The sequence below is a fragment of the Pseudomonas ovata genome (assembly GCF_003131185.1).
GTDB classification, from domain to species: Bacteria; Pseudomonadota; Gammaproteobacteria; order Pseudomonadales; family Pseudomonadaceae; genus Aquipseudomonas; species Aquipseudomonas ovata.
The window spans coordinates 144023-160596 of record NZ_QFFU01000011.1 but is presented as its reverse complement, the minus strand read 5'-3'; the positions used below and the strand labels follow the sequence as shown (position 1 = coordinate 160596).

General features: G+C 60.6%; 16 protein-coding genes. 7 read left to right on the top strand and 9 right to left on the bottom strand.

What is annotated here, in order from left to right; all coding sequences use genetic code 11:
• Positions 1–48: 48 nt before the first annotated feature.
• Entirely contained in the window at positions 49–1131 is a 1083-nt protein-coding gene (locus DGA31_RS16505; RefSeq protein ID WP_109513288.1) for a 4-oxalomesaconate tautomerase, read from the bottom strand.
• 169 nt (positions 1132–1300) lie between these two features.
• Between DGA31_RS16505 and DGA31_RS16500 the strand changes: the two genes are divergently transcribed.
• Positions 1301–2191 (top strand): LysR family transcriptional regulator, encoded by an 891-nt coding sequence (locus DGA31_RS16500; RefSeq protein WP_056836616.1) that lies wholly within the window; start codon positions 1301–1303, stop codon positions 2189–2191.
• A 330-nt stretch (positions 2192–2521) separates the two neighbouring features.
• The gene (locus DGA31_RS16495) at positions 2522–2905 is read left to right on the top strand and encodes a nuclear transport factor 2 family protein (protein ID WP_109513287.1); all 384 of its coding nucleotides are present in this window, start codon (positions 2522–2524) and stop codon (positions 2903–2905) included.
• 69 nt (positions 2906–2974) lie between these two features.
• Here the strand turns inward: DGA31_RS16495 and DGA31_RS16490 are convergent, their stop codons facing one another.
• Together DGA31_RS16490 and DGA31_RS16485 are read right to left on the bottom strand one after the other, a co-directional pair.
• A complete protein-coding gene (locus DGA31_RS16490) occupies positions 2975–4078 on the bottom strand; it encodes an alkene reductase (RefSeq protein WP_109513286.1) in 1104 nt (367 codons plus the stop codon).
• Positions 4079–4264: 186 nt separating this feature from the next.
• Positions 4265–4846 (bottom strand): TetR/AcrR family transcriptional regulator, encoded by a 582-nt coding sequence (locus tag DGA31_RS16485; protein ID WP_109513285.1) that lies wholly within the window; start codon positions 4844–4846, stop codon positions 4265–4267.
• Positions 4847–4985: 139 nt separating this feature from the next.
• Between DGA31_RS16485 and DGA31_RS16480 the strand changes: the two genes are divergently transcribed.
• Positions 4986–5624, top strand: coding sequence for a TetR/AcrR family transcriptional regulator (locus DGA31_RS16480; protein ID WP_109513284.1), 639 nt, complete (start codon positions 4986–4988; stop codon positions 5622–5624).
• A gap of 8 nt (positions 5625–5632) precedes the next feature.
• On the opposite strand, the gene DGA31_RS16475 is transcribed toward DGA31_RS16480, so the two are convergent.
• Positions 5633–6892 (bottom strand): cation:dicarboxylate symporter family transporter, encoded by a 1260-nt coding sequence (locus DGA31_RS16475; RefSeq protein ID WP_109513283.1) that lies wholly within the window; start codon positions 6890–6892, stop codon positions 5633–5635.
• A 102-nt stretch (positions 6893–6994) separates the two neighbouring features.
• A complete protein-coding gene (locus tag DGA31_RS16470; RefSeq protein ID WP_056836628.1) occupies positions 6995–7420 on the bottom strand; it encodes a VOC family protein in 426 nt (141 codons plus the stop codon).
• Positions 7421–7569: 149 nt separating this feature from the next.
• Between DGA31_RS16470 and DGA31_RS16465 the strand changes: the two genes are divergently transcribed.
• Positions 7570–8442 (top strand): LysR family transcriptional regulator, encoded by an 873-nt coding sequence (locus tag DGA31_RS16465; protein WP_109513282.1) that lies wholly within the window; start codon positions 7570–7572, stop codon positions 8440–8442.
• Between the two features lie 137 nt (positions 8443–8579).
• Positions 8580–9008 (top strand): nuclear transport factor 2 family protein, encoded by a 429-nt coding sequence (locus tag DGA31_RS16460; RefSeq protein ID WP_056836633.1) that lies wholly within the window; start codon positions 8580–8582, stop codon positions 9006–9008.
• 83 nt (positions 9009–9091) lie between these two features.
• On the opposite strand, the gene DGA31_RS16455 is transcribed toward DGA31_RS16460, so the two are convergent.
• The 4 genes from DGA31_RS16455 to DGA31_RS16440 all read right to left on the bottom strand — a co-directional run bounded on the left by DGA31_RS16455 (position 9092) and on the right by DGA31_RS16440 (position 13246).
• Positions 9092–9940 carry an ureidoglycolate lyase gene (locus DGA31_RS16455; protein WP_109513281.1) on the bottom strand — a complete coding sequence of 283 codons (849 nt, stop codon included), beginning with the start codon at positions 9938–9940 and terminating at the stop codon, positions 9092–9094.
• A gap of 35 nt (positions 9941–9975) precedes the next feature.
• A complete protein-coding gene (locus DGA31_RS16450; protein WP_056836637.1) occupies positions 9976–10716 on the bottom strand; it encodes an SDR family oxidoreductase in 741 nt (246 codons plus the stop codon).
• On the bottom strand, positions 10713–12092 hold the full coding sequence (locus tag DGA31_RS16445; protein ID WP_109513280.1) for an MFS transporter: 1380 nt from the start codon (positions 12090–12092) through the stop codon (positions 10713–10715). The genes DGA31_RS16450 and DGA31_RS16445 overlap by 4 nt, the downstream gene beginning before the upstream one ends.
• Positions 12093–12295: 203 nt before the next feature.
• Positions 12296–13246 (bottom strand): LysR family transcriptional regulator, encoded by a 951-nt coding sequence (locus tag DGA31_RS16440; RefSeq protein ID WP_056836641.1) that lies wholly within the window; start codon positions 13244–13246, stop codon positions 12296–12298.
• A gap of 113 nt (positions 13247–13359) precedes the next feature.
• On the opposite strand from DGA31_RS16440, the gene DGA31_RS16435 reads away from it, so the two are divergent.
• The gene (locus DGA31_RS16435; RefSeq protein WP_109513279.1) at positions 13360–14550 is read left to right on the top strand and encodes a fumarylacetoacetate hydrolase family protein; all 1191 of its coding nucleotides are present in this window, start codon (positions 13360–13362) and stop codon (positions 14548–14550) included.
• 64 nt (positions 14551–14614) lie between these two features.
• Positions 14615–16399 carry an IlvD/Edd family dehydratase gene (locus tag DGA31_RS16430; protein ID WP_109513278.1) on the top strand — a complete coding sequence of 595 codons (1785 nt, stop codon included), beginning with the start codon at positions 14615–14617 and terminating at the stop codon, positions 16397–16399.
• Positions 16400–16574 lie beyond the last annotated feature (175 nt).

Genomic DNA, 16574 nt, shown 5'->3' with positions numbered 1-16574 from the left:
ATCACCCGTTTTTTAGAATTGTGCTGATGCAAAACCGTACTGGCAGCCTCAGCCGGCCAGGCGTTGCGAAGCAGGTGCATAGACGAAACCGGAGAACAACCGGCGTGCCGTGCGCACCACAGAGGCGCGAATGGTATCGGCGTTTTCACCCGTGTACGACAAAACAACATCGATGCCGCCACTGGGGTGTTCGATGCGCACCTGTTGCAGGCGCGGTTCATCCGCCAGGTCCAGCATGGCGGCCACGACACTGCCGGGCGTCACGCAGGCGGTGGCAAGACCGATGGAACCGGTAATGGCCAGTGCCCGATGGCAGTTGTGCGGCATGAAATAACGCACCGACAAGGTGCCGTCAGCGAACGGCCGTGACACCAGTACCGGCTTTGGAATCACTTTCTGGCTGACATCGCCCAGGCCCATGGCCAGGCCCGCTTGCAGGCGCAGGCTTTCCAGACGCTTGAGAAATTCGCTGTCGGCGTCCAGCTGTGCCGGTGTTTCATCTCCACGCTTGCCCAGATGAGCGGCTTCGATCAGCATCATCGGCATGGCCATGTCGATGCAGGTTACCGGCACACCGTCGATGACATCCTGGGTGTTGCCGGTCGGGAACAGTTTGCCGGTCTTGCTGCCGGCGGCATCGAGAAAGGTCAGTTTTACCGGCGCTGCGGTGCCAGGCACGCCATCAATGGCGGTGTCGCCTTCATAGCTGACCAGCCCGCTGGGGGTGTGAACCTCGGAATTGACGAAGGTGCCGGTGTTGAGGTTGCGGATGCGCACCAGGGTCGAATCGCCCGTGGCCTTGACCAGACCCTGCTCGACGGCAAAAGGCCCGACAGCGCACAACATGTTGCCGCAATTGGGCGCGGTGTCGACACGACGCTCGGCGACCATCACTTGCACGAACAGGTAATCGACATCGGCGTCGGCATGCAACGACGGGCTGACAATCGCCACCTTGCTGGTCTGCGGGCTGCCACCGCCAATGCCGTCGATCTCCAGTTCATGACCGGAGCCCATCAGGTTGAGCAGCAGCTCGTCGCGTTCTTCGACGGCAACCGGCAAGTCCCAGGCCAGGAACACAGGCCCTTTGGAGGTGCCGCCACGCATCAGTACACAAGGAATTCGTTGCATGACTACTGACTCTTGCTAATCAATCGAGGTTTTTGATGTGCTTTGAGCAAGAATGTCAGGGAAGTTAGCCTCATTCAAATGCAAAGATCGGAGCGATTATTGCGATCCATGCATGATTACTTTAGTGTGGACATCGTCTGCCTGCCCGCTTCGACCTTGAGGTCAAACCATGGAATATGAGCTTCAGGACATCCGATCTTTCGTGAAAATCGCCGAACTTGGCAGTTTTCACGAGGCTGCCGATGCCCTTCACTTGTCACAACCGGCGTTGAGCCGACGGATCAAAAAGCTTGAAGAGGGTCTCGGTACGACCCTGCTTGACCGCACGACACGCAAGGTCAGCCTGACCAGCGTCGGGCGGGATTTCCTGCCCAAGGCGCGGCGGCTGCTGGACGATTTCGACGACTCGATCCTGAATATCCGCGAGCTGGCCGAGCGTCAGGTCGGTCAGGTCACCCTCGCCTGCATTCCCACGGCGGCGTTCTATTTTCTGCCCTCGGTGATTCGCCTGTACAACGAGCGCTACCCGAAGATCCGCATTCGCCTGCTCGACCTCAGCGCCAACGAAGGCCTGGAAGCGGTATTACGCGGCGAGGCGGATTTTGGTATCAACATGATGAGTGGCCAGCACCCGGACATTGAGTTCGTACCACTGGTCAACGAACCTTTTGTCCTGGCCTGCCGGCGCGACCATGAACTGGCCAGCCGCACGTCCATCACCTGGTCGGAGCTCAGTGATTACCGGCTGATCGGCGTGGGTCGCCTGAGCGGCAACCGCATGCTGCTGGACCACGCGTTGTCCGCCCTGAGCTGGCGCCCGCAGTGGTTTTATGAAGTTCAGCACCTGTCGACTTCGCTGGGCATGGTCGAGGCCGGGCTTGGGGTGTCGGCCATGCCCAGCCTGGCCATGCCGGCCGCCGATCACCCGACCCTGGTGAGCATTCCGCTGAGCGACCCGGTGGTCAACCGCACACTGGGCCTGGTGTACCGGCGCGGCGCCTCGCTGTCACCGGCGGCGGAAAAGTTCGTGTCGATTCTGCTGGAACAATGGCCGCAGTGAGGTACAAGGCCGCCTTGTAGGAGCGCGCTTGCCCGCGACCGGCTGCGTAGCAGTCGTAAAATTTCAGCGTTTCCGAGATTTTGCGAGCGCTTCGCACTCGGTCGCGGGCAAGCGCGCTCCTACAAGCGTTGAGTCTAATATTCAATAAAATCAATCATTTATTTTTCAGCTGATAAGAAATAACAGCACGGTCAAGTGCTGACTGTCACCCTTGGAAACGGCGGGAATCACGTGGGCCTGAATAAATCCCGACACTATTTGTAGTAATCACTATAGAATTTGATGGCAGCTTATCGATCACTACAGATATACCCACTCAGGAGCCCTACCATGACCCACCCCACCTATGTGCAGGAATACAACGCCATCGTTACCGTGCTCAACCAGTACAACGAAGGCGGCAAACAGGCACAGAGCAGCCTCATGAAACCGGCATTCAGTGAGCAGGCCACTCTCTTCGGTGTCGATGCCGAACAAAAACTCACAGGCGGCCCCATCCAGGGCTTGTTTGACATCATCGACAATGCCTTTCGCCCTTCTCCCGAAGCACAGAGTGCCATCGTCAATATCGATATCGTCGGCACCGCTGCCAGCGCGCGTATCGACACCAATGACATTTCCGGCTTCTGCTTTACCGATTTCTTCAATTTGCTGAAAGTCGAAGGCCGCTGGACGGTAGTCAGCAAGATCTACCACACCCACGTCGCGCCCTGATCCCAAGCCTGCGACAGACCACTGCCCGGAGAAGCCGGGCAGTGGTTCGGGCTCAGCAAGCTGGCATCATCAATAGTTGCCCGGCGGCCAGTCGGTGTAGCCCTTGGCACCGCCGCCGTAGTAGCTCTCATGCGGGGCAATGGCCAACCCGGCACCCTGGCGCAGACGCTCGACCAGGTCCGGGTTGGAAATGAACAGGCGTCCGAAGGCGACAGCGTCGATCCGGCCTTGCGCCCGGCGCTGGATGGCCATCTCCAGGTCGTAGTTGTTATTGCCAATGAACGGCCCGTTGAACTGCCCGCTCAACGCGTCCAGGTCCACACCGGCCGGTACTTCGCGCGAGGTGGCTGTGGCGCCTTCGACAACGTGCAGATACGCCAGATCGAACGCATTGAGCTGCCGGATCAGATAGCCGTACATTGCCATGACATTGCTGTCCGGCGGCGTATTACCGGCATCCGGTGTCACCGGCGACAGGCGAATCCCCACCCGCTCATGGCCCCAGACCTTCAAAACGGCTTCGGTCACTTCTAGCGTCAGCCGGGCGCGGTTCTCGATCGAGCCACCGTATTGATCAGTACGCCGGTTGGTGGAGTCGCGCAGGAACTGGTCGAGCAGGTAGCTGTTGGCCGAGTGCACCTCGACGCCATCGAAACCTGCGCGCCTGGCGTTTTCGGCGGCATGCCGGTACTGGTCGATGATGCCGGGGATTTCATCCGTTTCCAGGGCTCGGGGCGTCGACACCGGGACAAAACCCTCGGTGGTGTAGGTATTGCCTTCGGCCTTGATGGCCGATGGTGCTACCGGCGCCGCACCATCGGGTTGCAACTGCACACTGGAAAACCGGCCTACGTGCCAGAGCTGGCAGACGATTTTACCGCCAGCGGCGTGTACCGCATCGGTCACTTTCTGCCAGCCAGCCACCTGTGCATCGTTCCAGATACCCGGTGTGGCGGCATAGCCACGGCCTTGCGCAGAAATATTGGTCGCCTCAGCGATGATCAGCCCGGCGCTGGCGCGCTGGGCGTAGTACAGCGCATGCAACTCACCCGGCACACCGTCCTCGGCATAGCGGCTACGGGTTACCGGTGCCATGACGATGCGGTTGGCCAGCGTAAGGGCACCCAGGCTGACGGGGTTGAACAGATCAGTGCGCCATGCGTTATCAGTCATGTCTGAACTCATATGAATAGACCAGTCGTCTAATTTATTGCCAAAAAAAAGGCGCAGGGCCTTGGCCACCTCGCCATTTACAGAAGATCGTCATGCTAACCATGAATAGACCAGTCGTCTACAAAAAACCAAAGGTGCTTTTATCAAGATCCGACAACAAGGGCATAGGGCAAATGGTCTGAAACGCTATGACAGCAACCGCTGGCTCATCTGCATCGCCGCTTCGAACGGCTGTGCCGAATGCTGCAACTTGACCATCAACGAAGCGCCCAACCACAGCTGATAAAGCGAGTCAGCCAGCAGCGCCGCCTCCAGGCCAGAGTTGATCGAGCCGTCGGCCTGACCTCGCTCGACGCCTTGGCGGATACGCTGGATGATCATGGCCGTGCCTTTTTCCAGAACACCCCGCATGTCTTCGGACAGGTCGCAGACTTCGGCACCTAGCTTGACCACCAGGCACTTCTGATCGGTGTGGTCGAGCACTTGGGTCTCGGCCCAGTAGCGCAGATAGCCCAGCAAGCACTCGGCCCCTGTGCCCGTGGCGTTCAGCAGCGCGTCTACGCGACCGATGTAGTCCTGGAAATACGCTTCGAGCAAGGCCTGCCCGAAGACTTCCTTGGATGCAAAATAATGGTAGAACGAGCCCTTGGGAACGCCGGCCGCCCCGAGCAGTTCGGTCAGGCCGACAGCGGTATAGCCTTTATGGGTCATGAGCGTGCGAGCAACATCGAGGATGTGCTGACGCATATCGGGTTGGTTTTTTTTCATGGTGGCCCGGATGCTATCAAAAAACCCCCGCACCGTCAGTGACGGCTCGATAACCGACCACACAGGGCGCACCGTGCAGCCCGTTCGCAGAAGCGGTTTTGTGTATGATCAACGCCTGTGTTTCAAGGCCATCAGATCCATGACCGATACCCCCCTGCCCTCTGCGCCTCGCAGCAAGGGCCGCCCCCGTGCCTTTGACCGTGACCAGGCTTTGTTACAGGCCTTGGCGGTGTTCTGGAAGCGCGGCTATGAGCCGGCGTCGATCGCCGAGCTGTGCACCGCCATGCACATCAACCCGCCCAGCCTCTATGCCGCTTTCGGCAACAAGTCCAGGTTGTTCCTGGAGGCGGTAGAGCACTATGAAGCCACGTTCTGGGACGCGACCTGGATGCGCATGGACAGCGAACCGGACGTGGTGCGTGCCATGGGCGATTTTTTCCACTCATCAGCTTCGATCCTGACCGAGCCCCTGGCACCCTGCGGGTGCATGGTGGTGCTGGCGGCGGTCAACGTCTCGGACGATGCCGCCTCGGTCAGCGCCGCCCTCAAGGCTCTGCGCCAAGAGGGCCGCGACTGCCTGCAGCAGCGTCTGGACCGTGCCATCGCCGACGGGCAACTGCATGCGCAGACAGACACCCGCCTGCTGGCCGCCGCGCTTAACACGCTGTTGGAAGGCATGTCGCTGCAGGCCCACGACGGCATCAGTCGTGAAGACCTGCAGAGCATCGGTGCAACGGCCGTGGCCATGCTTGCCCCCCATCGAGTGACGGCTCGCTGAAGCAATGCTCAGCCCGGCTGCCCGGTTTTTTCGGGGACATTGCGAACCAGCTCGACCTTTTCCCAGCGGGCGATCACCAACGGTGCAATGGCGTTGCCCAGCACGTTCAGGGTCGTGGTACCGCTGTCGATGATGCGGAAGATGCCAGCAATCAGGGCCACGCCCTCAAGCGGCAGGCCGGCCGAGGCCAGGGTCGCGGACAGAATGATGATCGCAAACCCCGGCACGCCGGCGGCGCCCTTGGAGGTCAGCACCATGGTCACCACCAGCAGGACCTGCTGCGACAACGACAGGTCGATGCTGTACAACTGCGCCACAAAGAGGGTTGCCACCCCTAAAAAGATCGACGCGCCATCCAGGTTGAAGGCATAACCCACCGGCACCACGAAGCTGACAATACGCCGGGGTACGCCATAGGCTTCAAGTTTGTTCATCAATTGCGGCATGACCGCCGCCGAGGCGGCACTGGAAAAGGCCAGGATCAATTCGTCGCGGAAATACCTGATCAAGGCAAAGATATTTTCGCCCAGCCAATAGCAGATCCCGCCCAGCACCACCAGCGCAAACATGATCAGCGCCAGATACACCACTGCGATCAGTTTCAACAGGGGCAACAGCGAAGCGAAACCAAAGGTGGCCACGGTTGCACCGATCATGCCGAACACCCCGATCGGCGCATACGCCATGACGAAACTCACAACCTTGAACATGGCGTCGCTCAGTCCCTGGACCACCGTAATGACCGGTGCACTTCGTTCTCGTGGCAAGGCATTGAGCGCCATGCCCAACAGCACTGAAAAGAACAAAATCGATAACAGTTTCGCCTCGGTCAAGGCAACAAAGATATTGTCCGGGACAATGTTCTGCACAATCACCAGCGCGCCCTTGGAGGGCTCGGTTTTCAAGGCCACCGTGGCCGTGGTCATTCCGGAGATGTCAGTGCCGGCACCTGGCTCGAACAGGTTGGCCAGGCACAGGCCCAGCACGATCGCCAGGCTGGTAATGGCAAAGAAGTAAGCCATGGCCTTGGCGCCCATGCGGCCAAATGACGTGTTATCACCGCCGCCGGCGATCCCCAGGATCATGCAACAGAACACAATGGGCACCACGACCATCTTCATCATGCGAATAAAGATATCGCCCAGGGGCTTGAGGATCTCTGCACTGACCCATTGCTGGTAAAGAGGATGGTTGTTCAAATACCAACCGACAAGCACGCCAAGCAACAGCCCGGCAACGATTTGCCAAACCAGGGGTATACGCTTCATGTCCAGTCTTCTTATTGGAGTGGGAGAGCGGCGTTAGTTAAAAGCCGTAGCGCGACAGATAAAGCGCCCCACGCCGTGGGGCGCTTTATCAGAAGAGGTGACTTACCTGGCAAACAATTGGCTCATGTCCTTGAATGCCTTGAACTCAAGGGCATTGCCGCACGGATCGAACAGGAACATGGTCGCCTGTTCGCCCACCTGGCCTTTGAAACGAATATAGGGCTCGATCACAAACTCGGTGCCGAACGACTTCAAGCGCTCCGCCAACGCTTCCCATTGTTCCCATTGCAGGATGATGCCGAAGTGCGGCACCGGGACATCATGGCCATCGACCGGGTTGCTGTGCACGCTTTCTTGGGAGGCGGTCTTGGGGTGTTCGTGGATCACCAGTTGGTGGCCGTAAAAGTTGAAGTCGACCCATTGCGCGCTGGAGCGACCTTCTTCCAGGCCGAAGACTTCACCGTAAAAAGCGCGGGTCGCGGCCAGGTCATAAACAGGGATTGCCAGGTGAAAAGGAGAAAGGCTCATCGGGAACTCCACGGTGTCGTTTTTATCGAGGGCGTGATTCAGCCGCCTGAACGTCATGACGCTGCGGTGCTGATAGGTAAAAGAGTAAGCTTCACCACTCAATAAAAAAAACAATATGATTTTGTGATTAGCACAAAGGAAATTTGTACATGATCCGTGAGCTCAAGACCCTGATTGCCGTTGCGCGTGAAGGCACGTTTGCCGCCGCCGCCCACCGTGTCGGTCTGACCCAGGCAGCCGTCAGTGCGCAGATGCAGCGGCTGGAAGCGGAGTTGGGGTTTGAACTGTTCGACCGCACCGGGCGGGCGGCGCATTTGAATGGTCGTGGCCAGGAAATGCTGTTGAAGGCGCAAACACTGGTGCAGATGTACAACGAACTGGGCCACAGCAGCCCGGGTGTGCCGGCCTCGACCCTGCTTACCATTGGCGCGATCGTGTCGATCCAGCGCAATGTGCTGCCCGATGCACTGGCGCTCTTTCACACGCAATTTGCCCAGTGCCGTACGCGGATTGTGCCGGGGGTGTCGATGGCGCTGGTCGACCTGGTGGATGCTGGCGAGATCGACATGGCGGCGATCATCCGTCCGCCGTTTGCACTGCACCGTGACTTGACCTGGACGGCGCTGGCCAGCGAACCCTATTGCCTGATCGTGCCCCAGGGCACGCCGGGTGATGACTGGTTGACCCTGCTGTCGACCCAGCCGTTCATCCGCTACGACCGCACCTCGTTCGGCGGTCGGCAGGTCGAGCGCTTCCTGAAACAAATGCATCTGCGGCCCCGCGAGGTGTGCGAGCTGGATGAACAGGAGGCCATCGTCAAGCTGGTGGCCAAGGGGGTGGGCGTGGCGCTGGTACCGCATATTCACGGCACGGTCTGGCCGGCCTCGGTGCGGGTACTGCCCTTGGGCGTGCACACCTTTCACCGCGACGTGGGTCTGGTGCACCGCGCCAGCGCCCGGCTCGATCCCCAGGCCGACGCGCTGGCGGCGCTGATTGTCGAGGCGGCAGGCCTGGCATGCTAACGAGCCTCTTCCCTCGTTTTACAAACAGTTGCATTTACGCTCATCAGACAGGCAGAATCGAGTCGTTGTACGATGACGTATAAGTACGATCATCTGCGACGTTTCGTTTCCGATAAATACAACAAAAGGATCTGAGCATGAAAAAGCTGAAATTGCTGGTAGGTTTCCTGTGCCTGTTCACGGGCTATGTCGCCGCCGCAACCAGTGATGAAAACGATGTTGCCACCGCCGTGGACAAACTGACCCAGGCCATGTGGCACAAGGATATACCGCAGCTCAAGGCGCTGACCGCCGACAACCTGACGTATGGGCATTCAAGCGGCAACATTCAGGACAAGCAGGCGTTCATCGCTGATATCGAGACCGGTAAAAGCGCCTTCAACGAGCTGAAAATGCTCAACCAGAAGATCATCATGTCCGGGGATGTGGCGCTGGTGCGTAACCACTTTTCGGCTCAGGCAGTAAACAGCGGAAAAGTCGTGCCCACTGAAATCGAAAACTTTCAGATCTGGCAGAAGCAGAGCGGCCAGTGGCTGTTGATCGGTCGTCAGGCCTTTCGCTTCTGATAGCTGCGTCTAACCGGACCTGTGTCGCCAGCACTGACTCAAGGGTGCTGGCGACATTGCCAGGCAATGCCAGCCAATACCGGTCAGTCGGCCTGCACCGCCATTTGCCGTTGCTCACCCAGCCCATCGATGCCCAGGCGGATGGTCTGCCCGGCCCGCAGGAACACCGGGGTCGGCTTGATGCCCAGGCCGACGCCCGGTGGCGTGCCGGTGGAAATCACATCCCCCGGTTGCAGGCTCATGCAGCGGCTCAGGTAGGCAATCAGGTACGGCACGTTGAAGATCAGGGTGCGGGTGTTGCCTTGCTGGTAACGATGGCCGTCCACTTCCAGCCATAGATTCAACGCATGCGGGTCGGGAATTTCGTCGCGGGTCACCAGCCACGGCCCCAGCGGACCGAAGGTGTCAAAGCCCTTGCCCTTGTCCCAGCTGCCACCACGCTCCAGTTGCCACTCGCGCTCGGAGACATCATTGATCACGCAATAACCGGCGACGTGGTCCATCGCATTGGCCTCATCGATGTAACGCCCGCCCTTGCCGATCACCACGCCCAGTTCCACTTCCCAGTCGGTCTTGAGCGAGCCTCGGGGGATTTCGATGTCGTCGTTGGGCCCACAGATGGCGCTGGTCCATTTATTGAAGATGATCGGCTCTGCCGGAATGTCCATGCCCGATTCGGCGGCATGGTCGGCGTAGTTCAGGCCGATGCAGACAAATTTGCCGACCTGCCCGACACAAGCGCCCAGGCGTGGCGCCCCCGACACCAGCGGCAGGCTGGTCGGGTCGATCCTGGCCAGCATGGCCAGGCTGGCAGGACTCAAGGCCTGCCCTGCGATATCGGCCACATGGGCAGACAGGTCGCGCAGCTGGTTATCGGCATCGAGCAGTCCGGGTTTTTCAAAGCCTTTGTCGCCATAACGAAGCAGTTTCATGGGTTCTCCTGGTGTGGCTGAAGACAAAACGGGGGTCAGATACTCATACCGCCATCGATCACATGCAGGCTGCCGGTGGTGTAGGCACTGGCGTCGGAGCCGAGGTACAGCACCAGGCTGGCGATTTCTTCGGCGCTGCCGATGCGTCCCATGGGCTGACGGGCCAGGAACTGCTGGTACACCTGCTCCTGGCTCACGCCCTGCTGCTCGGCCTGTGCGGCAATGCGGGCGCGCAACGACGGGGACTCCACGGTGCCAGGGCAAATGGCATTGCAGCGTATGCCCTGGCTGACGAAGTCGGCCGCCACCGCCTTGGTCAGGCCGACCACCGCCGCCTTGCTGGCCGCATAGGCAAAGCGGTCGGGGACGGCCTTGACGCTGGAGACCACCGACGCCATGTTGATGATCGAGCCACCGCCGCGCTTGAGCATACCGGGCAAGAACGCACGGATGGTGCGGTACATGGCGGTGACATTCAGGTCCATCGAGCGCTGCCAGGCCACTTCATCGCAGGCCATGATGCTGCCGGCATGCACGAAACCGGCACAGTTGAACAGCACATCGATCGGGCCCACCTGCTCACTCAAGGCCAGGATCGCAGGCGCCGAGGTGACATCCAGCGTCAACGCCTGCAACCCTGCGATGCCGTGCAGGCCGGTAATGTCCACGTCGGTGGCAATCACCTCGGCACCGGCGGCGACAAAGGCTTTGGCGCTGGCCAGGCCGATGCCCTGCCCCGCAGCGGTAATCAATACGCGCTTGTTGTTCATGTTCATGCCTTTTCCATCGCCAGTGTGGAAGGAAGGGCCGACGTCGTGTCGGCGTGCCTGCTGAGCATGCTGCGCGGAATGCTCAGGATCAGCCCGCCGCAGATGAACAGGCTCACTGCCAGCACATAGGTGCCATTGTTGATGTTGCCGGTCAGGGTTTCGGCCGTGGCGGTGATCATCGAACCGGCAAAGCCCGACAGGTTGCCAAAGGCATTGATCATGCCGATGCCGGCGGCGGCTGCGACGCCCGACAGCAAGGTGCCCGGCAGGGTCCAGTAGATGGGCATCAGGCTGAGAATCCCGGAGGCCGCCACGGTCAGGAACAGCACCGACAGCACCAGGTCATGCGCGAAGTACGCACTGAGCATCAGGCCGATACCCCCTATGAAGGCGGGGATGGCCGCATGCAGGCGACGCTCGCCGGTGCGGTTGGAATGGCGGGCATTGAGCAGCATCACCACCATGGCCACGCCATACGGAATAGCGGTCAGCAGGCCGATCTCCAGGCTGCTGGTGACCCCGGCGCTCTTGATGATCGAGGGCATCCAGAATGCCAGCCCGTAGAAGCCGGTATTGAAGGTCAGCAGGATCAGGATGAGCAACCACACCTTGGGGTTGAAGAACACGTCGCTCAGGCGCGAGACCTTGCCGGCATTTTCGCGAACGAGATTGGCCTTGAGCAGCGCCTTTTCCTTGTCGTCGAGCCACTTGGCCTTGTCGATGCCATCGCACAGGAAAACGATCACCACAAAGGCCATGATGATCGAGGGCACGCCTTCGATCAGCAGCATCCATTGCCAGCCGGCCAGGCCATGCACGCCTTGCATGTCGGTCATCAGCCAGCCCGAAAGCGCGCCGCCCAGGGTCAGGCTGATCGGCAGGGCAATGAGAAAGCCGGACATCACCCGGCTTTGCCGATGGGTCGGAAACCAGTAGTTGAGGTAGAGGATCACGCCCGGGAAAAAGCCCGCCTCACACACCCCCAGCAAAAACCGCAAGGTGTAGAACATGGTGCTGGCCTGGACGTTGAAAACCCCGGCCAGCGGCACGGTGAAAGCCACCGCCATGGAAATGACCGCCCAGGTCAGCATGATGCGCGCGATCCAGAAACGCGCGCCAAAGCGATGCAGCAACAGGTTGCTTGGCACTTCGAACAGGAAATAGCCCCAGAAAAACATACTGGCGCCCAAGGCATAGACCGTATTGCTGAATTGCAGGTCGTTGAGCATGTCCAGCTTGGCGAAGCCGATGTTCACCCGGTCCAGGTAGGCGGCGATGTAACACAGCAACAACACCGGCAGGATTCTGAAGATGACCTTGCGGTAGGTGCGTTCCTCGAAGGCCGGATCGGGGGCGTGCGAATGCGCTGAATCTGGTTGCATGGAGTTAACCCTTGGGCATGCGTGCATGCCTGATTGTTTTTATTGAGTCGGGTTGTCGCCAGGCCCTGTACCCGGCGTTGTCACCGTTACAGGGCAGCCATGCGTGTGTGCCTGGCCGTGCGGCAATGGCCAGTAATCTATGCCATGCACTGATTCGATCCCAATGGCATTTGTGGATTAAACGATAACGCCTGGTTATTGAATCAATCCTGCTTGTCCTGCACATGCGCAGCGTTATGCAGCAGGATATCGGCGAATTCGCGCACTGGTCCGGCCAGTGGCTCGCCTTTACGGGTCAGGATGCCGTAGTACTGCGGCGTCAGGTAAAGCGGCGTATCGAGGCGCTTCAATAACCCACTCTCGACCTGCGCCTGGACCATGGCGTCAGGCAGCATGCCGATCATGGGGCCGCTCTGCAGGACTTTGAGGAAGGTCTGCATCGAGATGGTCTCGATGGTATTGCGCGGCACCTCGACATTGGCCTCGGCAAACACCCCTTCCATCTGCCCGCGAATCGGCGTGCCCTTGGGGTAGAACATCCAGGGCCAGTCCACCAGTTGCTGCAAGGTCATGGGTCCGGCCTCGCACAAGGGGTGCCGGCTGTTGACCACAATGCAGAACGGCTCGGGTGCCAGCGCCTGGAAATCGTAGCGCTGGCGCTGGCTTTGCTCGGTAAAGCGCCCGATCACCAGGTCCAGGGTGCGTTCTTCGAGCATGGCCATCAGGTGGTCGCTGGTCTGCTCTACCACCTCGATGGCCAGCAGCGGCCAGCGCGCCTTGATCTGCACAATGGCCTCGGGCAGCACCACGGCGGTGGCGGCAAAGATGCCGCCCACCTTGAGATGGCCATGGCCACCGGCACTGAGGTTATTGATGCGCTCGACAAAGGTGCGGGCATCGTTCAAGGCCAGTTGCGCATAACGCACCACCTCGGCGCCCAGCGGCGTGGGGACCATGCTGCGCGGCAGGCGTTCGAACACGGCAAAGCCCAACAGGCTTTCGATTTCCTTGAGCATCTTGCTCAGGGCCGGCTGGCTCAGGTTCATCTGCTCGGCCGCATGGTGCATGTTGCGCGTGCGCTCCAGCGTGTCGATCAGGTTCAGGTGGCGAAACTTGAACCAGTTGCAGAAATTGGAAAAGGACACGTCCGACATGAAGGGCTCCAGCAGCTCAATAACTTGAGGTTATCGAATATTGAAAATATGCCATTGGAGTTTATCCACGCCTCCCCCTAGCGTGAAGCCTTCATGAATCAGGAACACCCATCATGTCGACTCGACTGACCCTGCAAAACACCCTGCCCGAGGACGCTGAACGCGCGACCCTGATCGGTCGTGCCTGGATTCCGGGGCCGATTGCCGGCCCTTCGCCTGTCGTGCTGCGCGCGGACGGTGTTTTCGATCTGTCCGAGCGTTTTGCCACGCTCAGCGAACTGCTGGAGCTCGACGCACCCCTTGAAGCGGTGCGCACCACACCGGGCCGGTTCATTACCAGCGTCGAAGCACTCCTGGCCAATACCGGCACACACGCCGACCCCGGACAGCCCTTCCTGCTGGCACCCATCGACTTGCAAGTGATCAAGGCGGCGGGCGTGACCTTCGCTGCCAGCATGATCGAGCGGGTCATCGAAGAAAAAGCCGGCGGTGACGCTGCCAGGGCTGAAAACGTGCGGGCCATTGTACGGACGGCCATCGGCGACAACCTGCGGGCCGTCAAGCCCGGTTCCGACGCCGCCCTGCGGCTCAAGACCCTGCTGATCGAACAGGGCATGTGGTCGCAATACCTCGAAGTGGGCATTGGCCCGGATGCCGAAATATTCACCAAGGCGCCCATCCTGTCGGCGGTCGGCAGCGCCAGCGAGATCGGTATTCATCCAGGCTCGCAATGGAACAACCCCGAGCCGGAAGTGGTGCTGGCCGTCAACAGTCGCGGGCAGATTCACGGCGCCACGCTGGGCAACGACGTCAACCTGCGTGACGTTGAAGGCCGCAGTGCGCTGTTGCTGGGCAAGGCCAAGGACAACAACGCCTCCTGCGCCATTGGCCCGTTCATTCGCCTGTTCGACGAACACTTCGACCTGGACGCGGTGCGCACCTGCGTCGTCGACTTGCAGGTCAGCGGCCCTGAGGGCTACCAGTTGCGCGGTTCCAGTTCCATGGACCAGATCAGTCGCGACCCGCAGGACCTTGCCCGCCAGACGCTCAATGCCTGCCACCAGTATCCTGACGGTTTCGTACTGTTTCTCGGCACCTTGTTTGCGCCCACCGAAGACCGCGATCACCCGGGTGCCGGCTTTACCCACAAGCCAGGTGACCAGGTGTGCATCAGCAGCCCGTTGCTGGGCAGCCTGCGCAATACGGTTACCACCAGCGATGCGGCCGCGCCCTGGACCTTCGGGGTCGGCGCGCTGCTGCGTAACCTGAGTGCCCGGCAGTTGCCAGGCCCTCAACAGCGCTAGACTCCGTCGCGGTTCGGCGACCACCGGCCCGACGATTGCCCCCAACAATAAAGAGAACACCACCATGACCCCCTCCAAGCGCCCGCTGCGCAGCCAGCTCTGGTTTGATGACCCCGACCACGCCGACATGACCGCCCTGTATGTCGAGCGCTACATGAACTACGGCCTGACCCGCAGTGAATTGCAATCGGGACGCCCGATCATCGGCATTGCCCAGACCGGCAGCGACCTGACACCGTGCAACCGGCATCACATCGAACTGGCGCAACGGGTCAAGGCCGGCATTCGCGATGCCGGTGGCATCCCCATGGAATTCCCGGTGCACCCGATTGCCGAACAGAGCCGGCGCCCCACTGCGGCGCTGGACCGTAACCTGGCGTACCTGGGGCTGGTCGAAATCCTGCATGGCTACCCGCTCGACGGGGTGGTGCTGACCACCGGCTGCGACAAGACCACGCCTGCCTGCCTGATGGCAGCCGCCACCACGGACCTGCCGGCTATTGTGCTGTCGGGCGGCCCCATGCTGGACGGGCACCACAAGGGCGAGTTGATCGGCTCGGGCACGGTGTTGTGGCATGCCCGCAAACTGATGGCCGCCGGCGAGATCGATTACGAAGGCTTCATGGAAATGACCACGGCGGCGTCGCCTTCGGTGGGTCACTGCAACACCATGGGCACCGCTCTGTCGATGAATGCGATTGCCGAAGCGCTGGGCATGTCGCTGCCGGGCTGCGCGAGCATTCCCGCCCCCTACCGCGAACGGGGGCAGATGGCCTATGCCACCGGCAAGCGCATTTGCGAACTGGTGATGCAGGACGTGCGTCCCTCGCAGATCATGACCCGGGAGGCCTTCGAGAATGCCATTGCCGTCGCCTCGGCCTTGGGCGCCTCCAGCAACTGCCCGCCGCACCTGATCGCCATCGCCCGGCACATGGGCGTCGAATTGAATCTGGAAGACTGGCAGCGCATTGGCGTGGACATTCCGCTGCTGGTCAACTGCATGCCGGCCGGCAAATACCTGGGTGAAGGCTTCCATCGTGCAGGCGGTGTGCCGGCGGTGATGCACGAACTGCAAAAGGCCGGACGCCTGCACGAACACTGTGCCACGGTCAGCGGCCAATGCATCGGCGAGATCGTCGCTGCGACGGTGACCAGCAACACCGACGTGATCCTGCCTTACGACCAACCGCTCAAGCACAGTGCGGGGTTTATCGTCTTGAGCGGCAACTTCTTCGACAGCGCCATCATGAAGATGTCGGTGGTGGGCGAAGCGTTTCGCAAGACCTACTTGTCCGAGCCGGGCGCCGAGAACAGCTTCGAGGCACGCGCCATTGTCTTTGAAGGGCCTGAGGACTATCACGCCCGTATCGACGACCCGAGCCTGGACATCGACGAGCGCTGCATCCTGGTGATCCGCGGCGCCGGCACCGTGGGTTATCCAGGCAGTGCGGAAGTGGTCAACATGGACCCGCCCAAGGCGCTGATCAAGCAAGGCATCACCTCCCTGCCCTGCCTGGGGGACGGTCGTCAGAGCGGTACGTCAGCCAGCCCGTCGATTCTCAACATGTCACCTGAAGCGGCCGTTGGCGGCGGCCTGGCGTTGTTGCAGACCCACGACGTGCTGCGTGTGGACCTCAATGCCCGCTCGGTCAACCTGCTGATCGACGAACAGGAAATGGAGCGCCGCCGCGCCGCCTGGACACCGAACATTCCGGCCTCGCAAACGCCCTGGCAGGCGCTCTACCGGCAACTGGTCGGGCAACTGTCCACCGGCGGCTGTCTGGAACCGGCGACCCTGCACATGCGCATCATCGCCCGCAGCGGCGGAATTCCCAGGCATTCGCACTGACCCCGACACCCTGTCGCGCAGCAAACATGGGGCGGTGGTAGGAGCGCGCTTGCCCGCGACCGGCTGCGTAGCAGTCGTAAATTTTCAGCGTTTCCGAGATTTTTGCGAGCGCTGCGCACTCGGTCGCGGGCAAGCGCGCTCCTACAAGAGTGAATTTAATATTCAATAAAATCAG